The organism is Azospirillum sp. TSH100, from assembly GCF_004923295.1.
Taxonomy (GTDB): Bacteria; Pseudomonadota; Alphaproteobacteria; order Azospirillales; family Azospirillaceae; genus Azospirillum.
Genome location: NZ_CP039634.1, coordinates 1,289,886 through 1,303,920, shown reverse-complemented (window position 1 = coordinate 1,303,920; position 14,035 = coordinate 1,289,886). Strand labels below are relative to the sequence as shown.

Below are 14,035 nucleotides of genomic sequence, written 5' to 3'. Positions count from 1 at the left end.
CAATGGACCGCCCTCCCCCAGCACGGTAGGGGGCGGTCCGGGAGAAAGGCTTCCCCGGTCTACCCCCGCCCCACCCGATGGGGCGGGAAGACCAGCGACATGGTGGTACCCTCGTCCCGGCGGCTGACGACGTCCAAACGGCCGCCATGCAGTTCGATCAGCCGCTTGGTCAGCGGCAGCCCCAGCCCGGTGCCGACCTGGGCGCGGGCCAGTGCGCTGTCCACCTGCCCCCAGGGTTCCAGCGCCTTGGCCAGTTCCTCCCCGGTCATGCCGATGCCGGTGTCGTGCACCGACAGCCAGAGCGCACCGTCCGCCGCCACATGGCCGCGCAGCGTCACGATTCCCTCGGCAGGCGTGAACTTCACCGCGTTGGACAGCAGGTTCAGCAGCATCTGGCGCAGCTTGCGCTCGTCCGCCCGCAGCGGCGGCAGGTCCAGCGGCACCGCGGTGGCGATGCTGACGCCATGGCGCGCCGCCCGTTCGGTCAGCAGCCGCGCCGTGCCGATCGCCACCCGCACCACATCCACCGTGCCGTCCACCAGCTCCAGCCGGTCGGCGTCGGCCTTCGACAGGTCGAGCAGGTCGTTGATCAGCTCCAACAGGTGCCGGCCGCTCTCGGCGATGTCGCGGGAATATTCGCGATAGAGCGGGATGGCGTGCGGCCCCAGCACCTCCTGCTCCAGCAGTTCGGCGAAACCCATCATCGCGGTCAGCGGCGTACGGATCTCATGGCTCATGTTGGCGAGGAAGGCGGTCTTGGCCCGGATCGCCTGCTCGGCCTGCCGGCGCGCCTCGTCCAGTTGCCGGGCGCGCAGCTCCGTCTGTTCGGCCGAGCGCGCCATCAGCCCGGTCACCGTGCCGACGCCGAGATAGCGGCCCTGCTCCACCACCAGGAAGCCGGTCACCAGCGCCGCCGGCTTCAGCCGCGCCAGCCGCCGCCCGATCTCCGCCAGCGGAGTCGCCCCGTCGACCAGCAGCGGCTGCGGGTCCATCACCTCGGCGACCGTCGGCGCGCCGGTGGCTTCACCGCCACCGTCCGGCAGCAGCCGGCCACGCTCAAGCAATCCGGCGACCTGGCCGTCACCATCGACCACCGGCAGGGCGGCAAGCTCGGGCTGGCGCCGGAAACGGGCCAGGGCGAGGGCGCAGTCCTGCGACGGGGCCAGCGGCGGAACCGGGACGGCCAGCCCGGCGGCGGTGAAGGCGGGTTCGTCCATATGCGGCTCCGCCGTGAACGAAGGGGCGGAAGGCGGGAAATCGAACGGCGTCATTGCGGCCTCCCTCCTTCCTGTCGGGCGTTGTCGGGTCCGGTCGGGTAATGTCGGAAAAGAGCACCTTACTGGATCGAACGGCGTTCCTTACGAAAAACCTAGCAGCGGATTATGAGCAATTGGTTTCTGCCCCACCCCATCAGCCCGCCGCACAATAGTCTGAAAGTATTATGGCCTTGGCGGGTACCGCCCCCTCCACTCGGCCGTCCGGCGGGAATGCGGGTGTTTGAGAATGCCTCCGAAACACAGTATGATGGTCGGGTATTCGGAATGCCGCGAACGGCCGGCCGGGGTGGACTGAACGATCAGCTCCGTTGCCGGCTCTTGCCGCTGGCGTTCCGGGCATCAGGGAGACCAGAGGGGCGAACCGCCGCCCGTCGAACGAAGACAGGAATACAGGGGATGTCCATGCCCTCGCGCCTCGAAGAACTGTGCGTGAAGAAGGGATTGAAGATGACCGACCAGCGCCGCGTGATCTCGCGCGTGCTGTCGGAGGCGACGGACCACCCCGATGTGGAGGAGGTGCACCGCCGCGCATCCGCCATCGACCCGCGCATTTCCATCGCCACGGTTTACCGGACGATGCGGCTGTTTGAAGAGGCGCATGTCATCGACCGGCTCGATTTCGGTGACGGCCGCGCACGCTATGAAGAAACAAGAACCGATCACCATCACCATCTGATCGATGTCGATTCGGGTGAAGTCATCGAGTTCACCAACGATGAAATGGAACGGCTGAAGGAAAGCATAGCCCGCGAATTGGGCTATGACCTGATCGGCCATCGGTTGGAACTGTACGGTGTCCCGCGCAAACGCCGTGCCGACAAAACTGAGTCTTGACTATACAGCGAACTCATTTGTGATGCGCACAAGGGGTGGCGGCTGACCCCATACCCACCCGGAATCGCCACGCGCTGGACGGGTGGGTCAGGCGGCAATCGCTTGCGTGGTGCATCGGGTGCCGGTCTGGACCTTGCCGGCCGCCAGCCCAAGGTTAGGCGAGGAGCAAACCTCACTGACCGGAACCGGCCGCACCATGGATGACCGTCCCGACAACCGCCAAGGCCAGCCCCCCCACGCCCGGCCCGAAAGCCCGCCCAGCACGGCCGGGCCGGCCTCCCAGACCAATGCCGTCCCAACCATCGACCCCGTGCTGGAGCGGCTGGACCGCCTGTCGGATCTGCTGATGCGCCGCATCGACCGGCTGGAAGAGCGGGTGCGCAGCCTGGAGCAGGACAATGGCGAGATCATCAATCTGCTGATCGCCGTCAAGGCCGGGCTTGAGGAAGCGTCAGGCGACCTGATCGCCCAGCTGGAGGAAGCCGACGACGGCGCCGGGCGGGATGACGGCACCGACGACGGCTCCGAAGACGGACCGCTGTTCGAGGTGCCCTGCGGCCCGAACATGCTGCATTGACCCGGACGCCCTATCCGGATCCGCATCGGGCCAAGTCTTCATCGGGTAGACCTGAAAACCCTTGCCCGCCGCACCGTGGCGGCCGGATAACTGCGGTCATGCAAACGACGTCATCCCCGCCGCATGGCCTGGAGCCCGGGACCGGCTTGAACGTGCCTTCGCCGCTGCCGGTGGCCCCGGTCGATTCGCCGATCCCCGGACAGCCGATCTCCGGACAGCCGATCTCGGGTCCGGCCGGAGTCGCCTTCTTCGACTTCGACGGAACGCTGATCCATGGCGACAGCCTGCCGATGTTCGTCGGCGAGGTGATCGGCCGGCGCCGCGCCGCCCTGGCGCTGGCCGACGCCATCCGCTCGGCCCTGCACCGCCATGTCCGCGGCCGCGGGCCGGGCTGCGACTTTCCGGGATCGGTCAAGGCGATCTACCTGAAGCGCACGCTGCGCGGGCTGCCGGTGGCCGACGCGCTTGCCGCGGCGGAACGCATGGTGCCGCGCGTGCGCTGGCACCAGCCGATGCTGGAGGTGCTGAAGGACCACCGCCGCCAGGGCCGCCGCGTGGTGGTCGCGACCGGCGCGCTCGACCTCTACATGCCGGCATTGCTGCGCGGGCTGGAGGTCGACGACCTGCTGGCGACCGGCATGGAGGTGGTGGACGGCAGGCTGACCGGCCGGCTCAGCACCGCCAACTGCGTGCGGCTGGACAAGGCGGAACGGGTGACCGGCTGGATCGCCGGCCATGGTCCGGTCGCCGCCACCTGGGGCTACGGCAACCATCCCAGCGACCTGCCGATGCTGGCCCTGATGCACAAGGGCGAAGTGGTCCGTATTCGACGAAGGTCGAACCGCAGGTAGCAGCCGTTTACAACCCGCCCGCCCGCCCGCATACTCGAACCGTCCATAACAAAAACATGATGGACGGAGGGGGAACGTGGCTTTCAGCATCGATGCCGACATCCGGATGCCGGGCTATGGCGGGCGCCGGGCGGTGGTTGCCGATGCCGACCGCATCCAGCGCGAGGCGCTGGCCGGACATCTGTCCGGTCGCGGTTTTCAGGTTTCGCAGACCGATGACGCGCTGGAGGCGCTGACCATCATCGGTGCGGAGGCGCCGGTGGTGGCGTTGCTGCCGCTGGACCATGAGGGCGACGACGGCGACCGGGCCGCGGCGCTGGCGGCGATGCTCTATCCGCAGACGCGCATCCTGATGACCGGCCCGCGCATGCCGAACCTGCCCTTCCCCATCCTGCCCCGCCCGGTCGACCTGACGGCGCTGGACCGCTGGCTGGACGAGGCGACCGTTTAAACGACGGCAACGCGCTCCAGCTTCTGCGGGTTGGCGATCTGGTACACCCGGACGATCCTTCCATCCACGATGTCGAAGGCCAGAACGCTGCGGAAAGACCCGCCCAGTTCGGCGAGCAGCCCCGGCCCGCCATTCACCCGCACCGGGGTGAAAGCGAAGCTGACACCACGCTTGCGCTGGACGCCCACCAGGAAACGGGCGATGCGGTCGGCGCCGAACAGCGGGTTGACCGCCGTCCGCACCATCCCGCCGCCATCGCTCAGCCACTGGGCATCGTCGGACAGCAGGACGACGATGGCGGCATAATCGCGCCGCACGCTGGCCTCGGCGAAGGCATTGGCGAGACGCCTTCCGGCATCCACGGAATTGGCGGGTTGCCCCCAGGCGGCCGGCTCGGCCAGCCTGGCGCGGGCCCGCCGCATGATCTGGCGGCAGGCATCGACCGACTTGCCGAGCATCCCGGCGATCTCCGCATAGTCCAGGTCCATCGCCTCGCGCAGGACGAAGACCGCCCGCTGGTCCGGCGCGAGCCGTTCCAGCAGCAGAAGCATCGCCAGCGACACCGACTCGGGCTCAGCCTCATCCTCAGGCTCCGGGTCCCAATCCGCGACCTCCGGTTCGGGAAGCCACAGCCCGTAATAGCGTTCCCGGGTCGCCCGGGCGGAGCGCAGCCGGTCGAGCGCCAGCCGGGTCACCAGGGTGGTTAGGTAGGCGGGGGCCGACCCGACGCTGCCGGACGCCACCGCCGACCAGCGCAGCCAGGCGTCCTGCACCGTGTCCTCCGCCTCCGCCACCGAGCCGAGCAGACGATAGGCCAAAGCGCGCAGCCGCGCCCGCTCGCCGGCGAAGGCGGCGAGCGCGGTGCCGGGGCCGGCCAGCGCCGTCACGCCGCCATCCCGACGGCGGTGCCCTCGACATGCTGGGCGATGCCGACGCGGTTCCAGGCGTTGATCTGCGCCACCACCACCGTCAGATGGGCGATCTGCTCGGCACTGAAATGGCGCTGCAACTCCTGATGGGCGGCATCAATATCATGATGCCGGTTGCGGGTCAGCGCCTCGGCCCAGGCGAAGGCGGCGCGCTCGTCCGGCAGGAACAGGTCCGACCGCTGCCACTCCGCCACGGCGGCGATACGCTGGTCCGACTGGCCGTCGTGGCGGGCTTCCTTGGTATGCAGGTCGATGCAATAGGCGCAGCCGTTGATCTGCGACACGCGCAGGTCGATCAGGTGGATCAGCCCGGTCGGCAGACCGCTGCCGCGAATCGCCTTGGTGAGGGCGAGCATCGGCGCGTAGAGGGACGGAGCGTCGGCGGCGACGGTGAAACGGAAAGCCATGGTGGTCATCCTCGTCTGGAGTGTCATCGCCCCCATGACGGGACAGCGCAGTCCGGCGTGACGCATGGCTGCCATGCACCCGCTCCAAACCCCGGCCGTCAGGCGTCGCCGAGCAGCCCGACCGCCTCGCGCAGGATGGCGATCTTGACGGCGAACCGCCCCTCCGGATCGCTCTCGCCGATCAGCTGGATCATGATGCCGAGGGCATGGGCGACGCGCGGCGCCATCCCCGGCCGTTCCCGCACGCGGGTGGCAAGCCCGGCCAGCGCCGGCCGGTAGGGGCGCCCCTCGAACCCATCCGTGGCGATCGACTCGAACCGGTTGGCAAGGTCGAGGATCTCGCGATTGTCACTCATGCCCGTTCCAGCAGTGTCAGACGAACAGATATCAGACGAACAGCATGGCGCCGCCGCCGGGCGCCTCATTCAGGAAGGTGACGACGCCGCCGGTGGCGACCGGCACGTCGGGCCGCAGCGAGACGCCCGGCGGCAGCCCCAGCGCCCGCAGCCCCATCTCGCAGGCCATCACCGTGACGCCCATGGCGACGCAGGCCTCCAACAGCTCCTCGAAGGTGGCAAGGCCGTGGGTGGCGAAATAGCGGTCGCGCGCCACCGGCGTGCTGCCGTCGTCGGCCGGATCCAGATCGTGCCAGCCGAGCACGCCCGGCTCCGTCTCGTGCACCAGGGCGCGCAGCGCGCGGCCGGTGAAGAACAACGTGACCCTGCGGTTGGTCGCCGCCGCGGCGCTGGCCATCACCAGCGCGTAATGGACGCGGTCGAAACCGCCGGCGAACAGCACGATCGACAGGGCCGTCGTGCCGCCGGCTCCGGTCGCAGGCATCATCACAGGCATCTTTTCAGGCATGGTCTCAGGCAGGGCAGTGGACATGATGGCCGCCTCCCGTCAGTGCCGCAGCGCCCGTCAGTGGGCGGACAGGTCGTGGATCGTCCGATGATCGCCGCAAAGCGCGCAGTCGGGATCCCGCTTGATGGCGATGCGCTGATAGGACGCATAGAGCGTGTCCATCATCAGCAGGCTGCCCGACAGGCTCTCGCCCAGCCCCAGCAGTTCCTTCAGCACCTCCGTCGCCTGCAGCGAGCCGACGAATCCGGCCAGCGCCCCCAGAACCCCGCCTTCCGAACAGGACGGCACGGTGCCGCGTGGCGGCGGTTCGGAGAACAGGCAGCGATAGCAGGGGTGCGGCGCCCCCAGATGCGCCTTGAAGGTGCTCAGCTGCCCGTCGAAGCGCAGGATCGCCGCAGACACCAGTGTCTTGCCGGCCAGGAAGCAGGCGTCGTTCAGCAGGAAGCGCGTGGCGAAATTGTCCGACCCGTCGGCGACGAGATCATAGCCGGCGATCAGCTCCATCGCGTTGTCGCGGTTGATCCGCGTCCGGTGCGTCTGGACCCGGACATCGGGATTCAGCGCGTGGATGCGGGCGGCGGCACTGTCCACCTTCGGATGGCCGAGTGTCGATTCGTCGTGGATGACCTGCCGTTGCAGGTTCGACAGATCGACGGTGTCGTCGTCGACGATGCCGATGGTGCCGACACCGGCCGCCGCCAGATAGAGCAGCAGGGGCGCGCCGAGGCCGCCGGCGCCGACGACCAGCACCTTGGATTGCAGCAGCTTTTCCTGGCCGATGCCGCCGACTTCCGGCAGCACGATGTGGCGGGAATAGCGGTGAAGCTGGGTATCCGTGAAGTCCATGGCCGGCAGCATAGCGCAAGGATCGGCCGTTGCGACAACATTCGACGCTGCGTTTTCCGCAAGCCGGCTGCGCCGCCGGCAGTGCGGAACCGGCTCAGACCTTGGTCGATGTGGTGGTCGGCTTCGCTTCCGAGGCCCACTGTTGCAGGCGGGCCTGCCGTTCGCGCAGCGTTTTCTGGATGGCACTTTCCTGATTGGTGCCGCTTTCCGTCAAGGTCGGGTTGCGCGGCACAAGGCTCAGCTGGAAATCGGTGGGCGTTTTCAGATCCGACGGCGGCACCACCACCATCGTGTATTGGCCGGGATCCAGCTTGTAGGTCGGCTTCTGCAGGAAGGTCTCCTGGGTGTCCGGTTTGCCCGAGTCGCTGGCCGCGACCACCTTGCCGTCCTTGTCCATCAACGCCCAGCGCGTGTTGGGCAGCGACAGGTTGGCGGTGAAGGTGCCGCCCTGAACGACGTTGAAGGTGTGTTTCTGAATGCCGGTGTCGCCGTTTCCCGGCGGCTGGGCGGTGCCCTTCAGCGACGCGCCGGCACCGGTCACCAGGATATTCTGGCGCTCGGTGACGTCCATCGAATAGTCGCGCACGCCCGCCGCGCGGTTGGCCTGGGAAAAGGTCGCCGTATAGGTGCCGGGGCCCAGCCGCGCACTGGCGTCCGCCGTCGATTCGTTCGACCGCAGGGTGGTAACCACCTCGTTGCGGTCGTTGCGGATTTCGACGTTGGTGTAGCTGTTGTTGATCTTGAAATTGAATTCGCCGGACTTGCTGACCGTGAAGGTCTGGGTATCGGCGTTGGCGCCATCGGCACCGATGCCCGTCGTCTTCCCCTTGAACTGGGAGAAGGCGCTGCTCGACAGGTTCGGGACATAGGTGGCGGCGGCAACATCCGACATATCGGTCACTCCCCGGCGGCGGCGCGGACGGAAACTGCGGCGCGATCGACGGAAAGATTAGCCGAAACGGCGATTTTCGTCAAATTTCGGCCCGGAATTTCGCCGATAGGCTGCGGGTGGGGGCGCAAGGATCGCCCCCAACCGCCCCTATCGGCGTTGATCCCCGCTTACTCCAGACCTTCGAACAGGGCGGTCGAGAGGTAGCGTTCGGCGAAGGACGGCAGGATCACGACGATCTGCTTGCCGGCATTCTCCGGACGGGCGCCAACCTCCAGCGCGGCGGCCAGCGCCGCGCCCGACGAGATGCCGACCGGCACGCCTTCCAGACGGGCGACGGCGCGGGCGGTCTCGAAGGCGCGCTGGTTGGAGATGCGCACCACCTCGTCGATCAGCTCCTTCTTCAGGATGTCAGGGACGAAGCCCGCGCCGATGCCCTGGATCTTGTGCGGGCCGGGCATGCCGCCGGACAGGACGGGGCTGTCCTCCGGCTCGACCGCCACCGCCTTGAAGGAGGGCTTGCGCCCCTTGAGGACTTCGGCGGTGCCGGTCAGCGTGCCGCCGGTGCCCACGCCGGAGATCAGGAAATCGACCTGACCGTCGGTGTCCTTCCAGATTTCCTCCGCCGTGGTGGCGCGATGGACGGCCGGGTTGGCGGTGTTCTTGAACTGCTGGAGCAGATAGGCGTTCGGGTCGGCGGCCAGGATCTCCTCCGCCTTGCGGATGGCGCCCTTCATGCCTTCCGCCGCCGGTGTCAGCACCAGCTCGGCGCCCAGCAGCTTCAGCATCTTGCGCCGTTCCACCGACATGCTTTCCGGCATGGTCAGGATCAGCTTGTAGCCCTTGGCGGCGGCGACGAAGGCCAGCGCGATGCCGGTGTTGCCGGAGGTGGGCTCGACCAGCGTCGTGCGGCCGGGGGCGATGGTGCCGGCGGCCTCGGCGGCCTCGATCATGGCGCGGCCGATGCGGTCCTTGACGCTGGCCAGCGGGTTGAAGAACTCCAGCTTGCCGATGATCTGGGCCTTCACCCCCGCCTCTGCGGCCAGACGGTCGAGCCGCACCAGCGGCGTGGCGCCGATCGTGTCGAGGATGCTGTCGTAGATCTTGCCGCGGAACTCCGGTGCAGCCATGATTCCACCTCTGAAATTTGTGTTATATGTGATTTCAACACCCCAGGCGGAGCATTATCCAGCACAGGGTGCCTGTCAAACGGGAAGTGGTGCCGCCAAGCCTCTTCCGTCAGATGGTGAAGTCGATGCGGTCCTCGGTCTCGCTCTCCACCCCGGCACGGCGCGCGCGCATGCACAGATCCTCGATGGTGATGGTGTCGAGCTTGGCCATGCACTCTTCCTGCAGCTCGCCCCACAGCGGGCGCACCACCTGATGGCCCAGCACGGAACCGGCCGGCTCCTCGATCGGGTCGGTGGCGGTCTCCATGGCGCGGACCACCTTCACGATCTCGCCCAGCGTGATCCGCCGCCGCTCGCGCGCCAGCCGGTAGCCGCCGCGAGGTCCGCGCACCCCGGCCAGCACGCCTTCGCGCACCAGCTGTTGCAGCACCTGTTCCAGATAGCGCTTCGGGATGCCTTGGCGGCGGGTGATCTCGCCCGACTGCACCGGCTCGGTGCCCGCGTTGTAGGCGATGTCGAGGACCGCCTCGATGGCGAACATCAGCTTTTTGGAGATGCGGAGCATCACGAACGACTCCCGGTATTCTGACCGTGGGTGGCCGACGGTGGAACCACCATCCTCTCCCCCACTTCCGCCTGTTGGTTAAGAACCGTTTTACACCGCGGATGCGGTAATTCTCAACAGGATTTGTCGCAGACAGACTCGGGAAAATGCGCCACCTCTTCCGTTCGGGTTGCGGTCACCCCACCCCATCACCCAGCTGGGGTCCAGGCCACCTCCCCCAGATCCCGGACCAGATTTTCCTCGCGGAAAGCGAAGCGCTTCAGATGCTCGATCACCACCTCCTGCAGGCGCTCCATCGGTCCGTCGCCGTCCATCTCCAGGGTCAGGGTCAGCCCGCCGTCGTCGGCCGCCATGCGGCAGCGGCGGTCGGCGGCGAAGGGGACGAGGCCCTGGGTCTCGTCATGGACGACCTCGAACTTGTGCGCCCAGTGCTTGCACAGCTGGGTCATGTAGCGGCGTCCGTTCGGGGTGGCGATGCGTGCGGTCGTTGCGGCCATGTCTTCGTCTCCTGTCCGCTCAGATGCGTTCGATGCGGCGGGCGGCGTCATCGATGATCTCGGCGATTGCCTGGGTCTGTTCCGTCGTCAGGTCGCCACGCGACAACCGCAGCCGCAGGGCCAGCTTGAAGTTCTCGATGGCGCGGTGGATCTGCGGCGACGACTCGCGCTGCTGCCGGGCCCGCGCATGGGCGATGCGCTCGCGCACCGCGGCAACCGCCGGTTCCGCCGCTTTCAGCGCCTCCGAACCCTCCGGCGTGATCTCGTAGAGCTTCTTGTTGCCCTCGGTGGCGCCGACGCGGATGTGCCCCTGCTCTTCCAGCAGGGTCAGGGTCGGATAGACGACGCCGGGGCTGGGGCTGTAGGCGCCGCCGACCATCTCCTCGATCGTCTTGATCAGGTCATAGCCCGACCGCGGCTTCTCCGCGATCAGCCACAGCAGGACGAGGCGCAGGTCGCCATGGTCGAAGACCCGCCGCTCACCGCGGCCACCCCGACCGTGACCACCCCAACCATGGCCGCCCCAGCCCTCCCAGCCGCCGCGATGACCGTGGCGGCCGTGACGGCCACGCCCTTCCGGCGCTTCATCCTCGAAGTCCGGACGCGAGAAGCGGCGCCCGTGTTTGTGAAACAGATGCCGAAGCATGAAACCCTCTCTTGATGCAGTTTCGATATAACGAAAACTTAGATATATCGAAATACGCTCTCTGACAAGGGGGAAGCGGGCGACCGGACGCGCGTCGGGCATCGGCGCCACGGACAAATCATGTCCGTCCGCAAATCACTGTCGCCTGTCCGGCCGAAGGGGCTATAACCGACGCCCCGGCTTTGCTTTCGCGCGTGTGTGCCCTGATGTCCCTTCGGATCGAGACCTTTTCAAACGTCACCGGCGGCTCCAGCTTCTTCAAGGCGGTGGGCCACCCGCTGGCGGCCCCCAAGGCGGCGATCCTGATCGCGCGGCTGGCCTCCTTCGGCCCGGTGGCGGTCTATGACCCGCTGGGCCTGCTGTCCGGGCTGGCGGAGTTCTACGACCTGTCGTCGATCGACATCTGCGGCATCTATGTCCAGGACGTGGAACAGGTCGGCCGGGAGGTGTTCGGCCATGCCGCCCGTCCGGTCACCGAGCTGCCGTCCAGCGGCGCCCGCACCGTCTTCGTGGTCGCCTTCGATTCGCAGCGGCTGGAAGGCCACATCGCCCATCTGATCCCGAAGCAGGCCGGTGTCGTCTCGCTGGACGCCATGCGCGTGCCGGAAGACATGCTGAACGATCCGGGCCATTACCTGTCGAAGTTCAACTGGGCGACCAACTTCGCCTGGTTCCGCGACGGCGACGGCCACCACACCCGCGTGGTGTCGGCCAACTACTGGCCGCGCTACGGCGCCAAGGGCACCCGGCTGTGGGCCTGCCTGTTCGATGGCGAGGGCCGCCCGATCGCCGACTGGACGGAGCCGATGCCGCCGACCGACGGCACCGTGGTGATCGACAGCCGGCTGGTGCGCGAGCGCTTCAACCTGTCGCCCTTCTGCGGGTCGCTGTTCCTGCACGTCATCGGCGCCGCCGGGCATGACGTGGTGAAATACGCGCTCGACACCTATGGCGACGACGACACCGTGCTGTCCTGCACCCATGACGCCAACGCCTGGCCGGCCGACCTCTATGCCGGCCTCCCCGCCCGCGCGAGGGCGAGCGCGTGTCGTTGTGGATCCAGAACAGTCACCCGACCCCGATCCCGGCCGGCGCCGTCGGCCTGAACCTGATGGGGTCGCCGGACATCCGCACGCTCGACCAGGTGGTCCCGGCCTTCGCCACCATCGAGCTGGACGTCGCCAGCCTGTTCCCCGAGGCGCGTTGGCCCCAGCAGTTCGAGGTGCAGGCCGGCAAGCATTTCGTCCGCCCGCGCTACGAGATCCTCGCCGCCGACGGCCGCCGCCGCATGGCCCACGCCAATGTCGAGCGCACCGACCTGAAGCCGGACCCCAGGCTGCCGCTGCTGACCGGCGGGGCGGTGGACAAGGGCGTGGTGGGCAAGGGCCACATCCTGCCGGCGCCGCTGCTGCCGATGGGCCGCTGGCGCACCACCCTGCTGCCGACGCCGATGAGCACGGCGCAGACCGAGCTTCCGGTGAAGGCGGTGGTCTACGACCGCAACGGCGCCGCCGTGGCCGAGCACCGCTTCGGCAACCTCAAGCGCTCCGACAGCGTGGCGCTGGACGTCACCGGGCTGGTTGCCGACAAGAGCGTTGCGGACGGCTGGGGCCATGTCGAGCTGGTCTATGATTTCGAATCCGGAACGATTGCCGATGGCTGGCTGCACGCGCTGGTCCGTTACGAAGACATAACGACCGGCCACGTGGCGGAGACCAGCTTCGGCAGCCACATGTTCAACATGGCGATGGTCTACCGCGACGAACCGCAGAGCTACCATGGCCGCCCGCCCGGCCTGTCGACCCGCCTGTTCCTGCGGCTGGGCACCGACCCGTGGGACACGCTCTGCCACCTCGTCTACCCTGCCTCGACCCAGTGGCATGCCACCTCCGACACCAGCCTCGTGCTGGTGCGGCGCGACGGCGTCGAAGTGGCGCGCAAGCGGCTGGCGATCCCCTGCGGCGGCTCACGCTTCTGGCGCTATCACGAGATGTTTACGGAAGCGGAACGTCTGGCGGCGGGCGACCACGCCTATGTGCTGATCCGTGACACCAGCTGCCGCCTGTTCGGCTACCATGGCTGCCTTGCGGCCGGTGACAGCGCCTTCAGCCTCGACCATATGTTCGGTTTCTAGAACCGTTCCAACACGCACACCGTCCTTCGCCGATACACTGCGGGATCAGACCCATGGCCACCACGCACCACACCAAGGTCCTCATCATCGGCGCCGGCCCGGCCGGCTACACCGCCGCCATCTATGCCGCGCGCGCCAATCTGGAGCCGTTGATGGTCCAGGGCATGCAGCCGGGCGGCCAGCTGATGATCACCACCGATGTGGAGAATTTCCCCGGCTTCGCCGATCCGATCCAGGGCCCCTGGCTGATGGAGCAGATGCAGAAGCAGGCGGAGCATGTCGGCACGAAGATGGTGTTCGACCTGATCACCGACGTCGACTTCACCAAGCGCCCCTTCGTCTGCAAGGGCGACAGCGGTGACACCTACACCGCCGACAGCGTCATCATCGCCACGGGCGCCCAGGCGCGCTGGCTCGGCATCTCGACCGAGGAAATCTATCGCGGCTTCGGCGTGTCGGCCTGCGCCACCTGCGACGGCTTCTTCTTCCGTGGCAAGGAGGTGGCGGTCGTCGGCGGCGGCAACTCCGCGGTCGAGGAGGCACTGTACCTGACCAACCACGCGTCCAAGGTCACGGTCATCCACCGCCGCGACAGCTTCCGCGCCGAACGCATCATGCAGGACCGCCTGTTCCGCCACCCGAAGATCGAGGTGGTGTGGGACAGCACGGTCGAGGAGATCGTCGGCGAGGGCGACGGAACCACGGGCAACCCGCGCGCCGTCACCGGCGTCCGCGTCAAGAACGTCAAGTCGGGCGACGAGCGCGTGATCCCGGTGGCGGGCGTCTTCGTCGCCATCGGCCATGTGCCGGCGACCGGCATCTTCCAGGGCAAGGTGGAGATGGACGAATCGGGCTACATCGTCACGGTGCCCGATTCGACCGCCACCAACATCCCCGGCGTCTTCGCCGCCGGCGACGTGAAGGACAAGGTGTACCGCCAGGCGGTCACCGCCGCCGGCATGGGCTGCATGGCCGCCCTGGAGGCCGAACGCTGGCTCGCCCACCACGAGCCGGCCGCCGGCGCCCATGGCGATCCCAGCCCGGCGGGGACTTGGTGAGCCGAGGGGGCACCCGCGGCAATCGCCTCTGCATATAGCCATATGTGCTTGACGGCGCTTGCACAAAGCGCCGAGTCTGG

The 14,035-nt window shown here is 67.8% G+C and carries 18 protein-coding genes; 7 read left to right on the top strand and 11 right to left on the bottom strand.

Annotated features, from left to right (window positions below; genetic code table 11):
- Positions 1 to 59: 59 nt before the first annotated feature.
- Positions 60 to 1,217 carry an ATP-binding protein gene (locus tag E6C72_RS06220; RefSeq protein WP_247875912.1) on the bottom strand — a complete coding sequence of 386 codons (1,158 nt, stop codon included), beginning with the start codon at positions 1,215 to 1,217 and terminating at the stop codon, positions 60 to 62.
- 462 nt (positions 1,218 to 1,679) lie between these two features.
- On the opposite strand from E6C72_RS06220, the gene E6C72_RS06215 reads away from it, so the two are divergent.
- The 4 genes from E6C72_RS06215 to E6C72_RS06200 all read left to right on the top strand — a co-directional run bounded on the left by E6C72_RS06215 (position 1,680) and on the right by E6C72_RS06200 (position 3,990).
- Positions 1,680 to 2,111: a Fur family transcriptional regulator gene (locus E6C72_RS06215; RefSeq protein ID WP_109442836.1), complete on the top strand. Its 432-nt coding sequence runs from the start codon at positions 1,680 to 1,682 to the stop codon at positions 2,109 to 2,111.
- A gap of 196 nt (positions 2,112 to 2,307) precedes the next feature.
- Positions 2,308 to 2,688: a hypothetical protein gene (locus E6C72_RS06210; RefSeq protein WP_109442770.1), complete on the top strand. Its 381-nt coding sequence runs from the start codon at positions 2,308 to 2,310 to the stop codon at positions 2,686 to 2,688.
- A gap of 152 nt (positions 2,689 to 2,840) precedes the next feature.
- Entirely contained in the window at positions 2,841 to 3,539 is a 699-nt protein-coding gene (locus E6C72_RS06205) for an HAD family phosphatase (protein ID WP_247875913.1), read from the top strand.
- Between the two features lie 76 nt (positions 3,540 to 3,615).
- Positions 3,616 to 3,990: a response regulator gene (locus tag E6C72_RS06200; RefSeq protein WP_109442771.1), complete on the top strand. Its 375-nt coding sequence runs from the start codon at positions 3,616 to 3,618 to the stop codon at positions 3,988 to 3,990.
- On the opposite strand, the gene sigJ is transcribed toward E6C72_RS06200, so the two are convergent.
- From sigJ to E6C72_RS06150, 10 genes are all read right to left on the bottom strand, one after another.
- A complete protein-coding gene (gene sigJ / locus E6C72_RS06195) occupies positions 3,987 to 4,877 on the bottom strand; it encodes an RNA polymerase sigma factor SigJ (protein ID WP_109442772.1) in 891 nt (296 codons plus the stop codon). The two genes, E6C72_RS06200 and sigJ, sit on opposite strands and share 4 nt — an antisense overlap.
- Positions 4,874 to 5,401, bottom strand: coding sequence for a carboxymuconolactone decarboxylase family protein (locus E6C72_RS06190; protein WP_247875914.1), 528 nt, complete (start codon positions 5,399 to 5,401; stop codon positions 4,874 to 4,876). Before E6C72_RS06190 ends, sigJ begins: the two co-directional genes overlap by 4 nt.
- 23 nt (positions 5,402 to 5,424) lie before the next feature.
- A complete protein-coding gene (locus E6C72_RS06185; RefSeq protein ID WP_109442773.1) occupies positions 5,425 to 5,682 on the bottom strand; it encodes a hypothetical protein in 258 nt (85 codons plus the stop codon).
- A gap of 31 nt (positions 5,683 to 5,713) precedes the next feature.
- A complete protein-coding gene (locus E6C72_RS06180) occupies positions 5,714 to 6,166 on the bottom strand; it encodes a DsrE family protein (protein WP_109442839.1) in 453 nt (150 codons plus the stop codon).
- An 81-nt stretch (positions 6,167 to 6,247) separates the two neighbouring features.
- Positions 6,248 to 7,036, bottom strand: coding sequence for a molybdopterin-synthase adenylyltransferase MoeB (locus E6C72_RS06175; protein ID WP_169055131.1), 789 nt, complete (start codon positions 7,034 to 7,036; stop codon positions 6,248 to 6,250).
- Positions 7,037 to 7,130: 94 nt separating this feature from the next.
- A complete protein-coding gene (locus E6C72_RS06170) occupies positions 7,131 to 7,928 on the bottom strand; it encodes a hypothetical protein (protein WP_109442775.1) in 798 nt (265 codons plus the stop codon).
- Between the two features lie 167 nt (positions 7,929 to 8,095).
- Positions 8,096 to 9,055 carry a cysteine synthase A gene (gene cysK, locus E6C72_RS06165; RefSeq protein WP_109442776.1) on the bottom strand — a complete coding sequence of 320 codons (960 nt, stop codon included), beginning with the start codon at positions 9,053 to 9,055 and terminating at the stop codon, positions 8,096 to 8,098.
- A gap of 109 nt (positions 9,056 to 9,164) precedes the next feature.
- Positions 9,165 to 9,620, bottom strand: a complete 456-nt coding sequence (locus E6C72_RS06160; protein ID WP_042701959.1) for an Rrf2 family transcriptional regulator — start codon at positions 9,618 to 9,620, stop codon at positions 9,165 to 9,167.
- A gap of 188 nt (positions 9,621 to 9,808) precedes the next feature.
- The gene (locus E6C72_RS06155; protein WP_109442777.1) at positions 9,809 to 10,117 is read right to left on the bottom strand and encodes a DUF2218 domain-containing protein; all 309 of its coding nucleotides are present in this window, start codon (positions 10,115 to 10,117) and stop codon (positions 9,809 to 9,811) included.
- Positions 10,118 to 10,136: 19 nt separating this feature from the next.
- Positions 10,137 to 10,763: a PadR family transcriptional regulator gene (locus tag E6C72_RS06150; RefSeq protein WP_109442778.1), complete on the bottom strand. Its 627-nt coding sequence runs from the start codon at positions 10,761 to 10,763 to the stop codon at positions 10,137 to 10,139.
- Between the two features lie 206 nt (positions 10,764 to 10,969).
- Between E6C72_RS06150 and E6C72_RS32695 the strand changes: the two genes are divergently transcribed.
- From E6C72_RS32695 to trxB, 3 genes are read left to right on the top strand one after another with little or no spacing between them, the layout of a single operon-like run.
- A complete protein-coding gene (locus E6C72_RS32695; RefSeq protein WP_371298433.1) occupies positions 10,970 to 11,869 on the top strand; it encodes a hypothetical protein in 900 nt (299 codons plus the stop codon).
- Positions 11,809 to 12,897 carry a hypothetical protein gene (locus E6C72_RS32690; protein WP_371298432.1) on the top strand — a complete coding sequence of 363 codons (1,089 nt, stop codon included), beginning with the start codon at positions 11,809 to 11,811 and terminating at the stop codon, positions 12,895 to 12,897. Before E6C72_RS32695 ends, E6C72_RS32690 begins: the two co-directional genes overlap by 61 nt.
- A 53-nt stretch (positions 12,898 to 12,950) precedes the next feature.
- Positions 12,951 to 13,955 (top strand): thioredoxin-disulfide reductase, encoded by a 1,005-nt coding sequence (gene trxB / locus E6C72_RS06140; RefSeq protein ID WP_109442780.1) that lies wholly within the window; start codon positions 12,951 to 12,953, stop codon positions 13,953 to 13,955.
- Positions 13,956 to 14,035 lie beyond the last annotated feature (80 nt).

Excerpts from the sequence above, each read along its gene's own strand:
- E6C72_RS32695 (WP_371298433.1), top strand. The coding sequence starts at position 10,970 with ATGTCCCTTCGGATCGAGACCTTTTCAAACGTCACCGGCGGCTCCAGC.
- E6C72_RS06180 (WP_109442839.1), bottom strand. The coding sequence starts at position 6,166 with ATGCCTGCGACCGGAGCCGGCGGCACGACGGCCCTGTCGATCGTGCTG.
- E6C72_RS06215 (WP_109442836.1), top strand. The coding sequence starts at position 1,680 with ATGCCCTCGCGCCTCGAAGAACTGTGCGTGAAGAAGGGATTGAAGATG.
- E6C72_RS06160 (WP_042701959.1), bottom strand. The coding sequence starts at position 9,620 with ATGCTCCGCATCTCCAAAAAGCTGATGTTCGCCATCGAGGCGGTCCTC.
- trxB (WP_109442780.1), top strand. The coding sequence starts at position 12,951 with ATGGCCACCACGCACCACACCAAGGTCCTCATCATCGGCGCCGGCCCG.
- E6C72_RS06210 (WP_109442770.1), top strand. The coding sequence starts at position 2,308 with ATGGATGACCGTCCCGACAACCGCCAAGGCCAGCCCCCCCACGCCCGG.
- E6C72_RS06220 (WP_247875912.1), bottom strand. The coding sequence starts at position 1,217 with ATGGACGAACCCGCCTTCACCGCCGCCGGGCTGGCCGTCCCGGTTCCG.
- E6C72_RS06150 (WP_109442778.1), bottom strand. The coding sequence starts at position 10,763 with ATGCTTCGGCATCTGTTTCACAAACACGGGCGCCGCTTCTCGCGTCCG.
- E6C72_RS06155 (WP_109442777.1), bottom strand. The coding sequence starts at position 10,117 with ATGGCCGCAACGACCGCACGCATCGCCACCCCGAACGGACGCCGCTAC.
- E6C72_RS06170 (WP_109442775.1), bottom strand. The coding sequence starts at position 7,928 with ATGTCGGATGTTGCCGCCGCCACCTATGTCCCGAACCTGTCGAGCAGC.
- E6C72_RS06190 (WP_247875914.1), bottom strand. The coding sequence starts at position 5,401 with ATGGCAGCCATGCGTCACGCCGGACTGCGCTGTCCCGTCATGGGGGCG.
- E6C72_RS06185 (WP_109442773.1), bottom strand. The coding sequence starts at position 5,682 with ATGAGTGACAATCGCGAGATCCTCGACCTTGCCAACCGGTTCGAGTCG.
- E6C72_RS06175 (WP_169055131.1), bottom strand. The coding sequence starts at position 7,036 with ATGGACTTCACGGATACCCAGCTTCACCGCTATTCCCGCCACATCGTG.
- cysK (WP_109442776.1), bottom strand. The coding sequence starts at position 9,055 with ATGGCTGCACCGGAGTTCCGCGGCAAGATCTACGACAGCATCCTCGAC.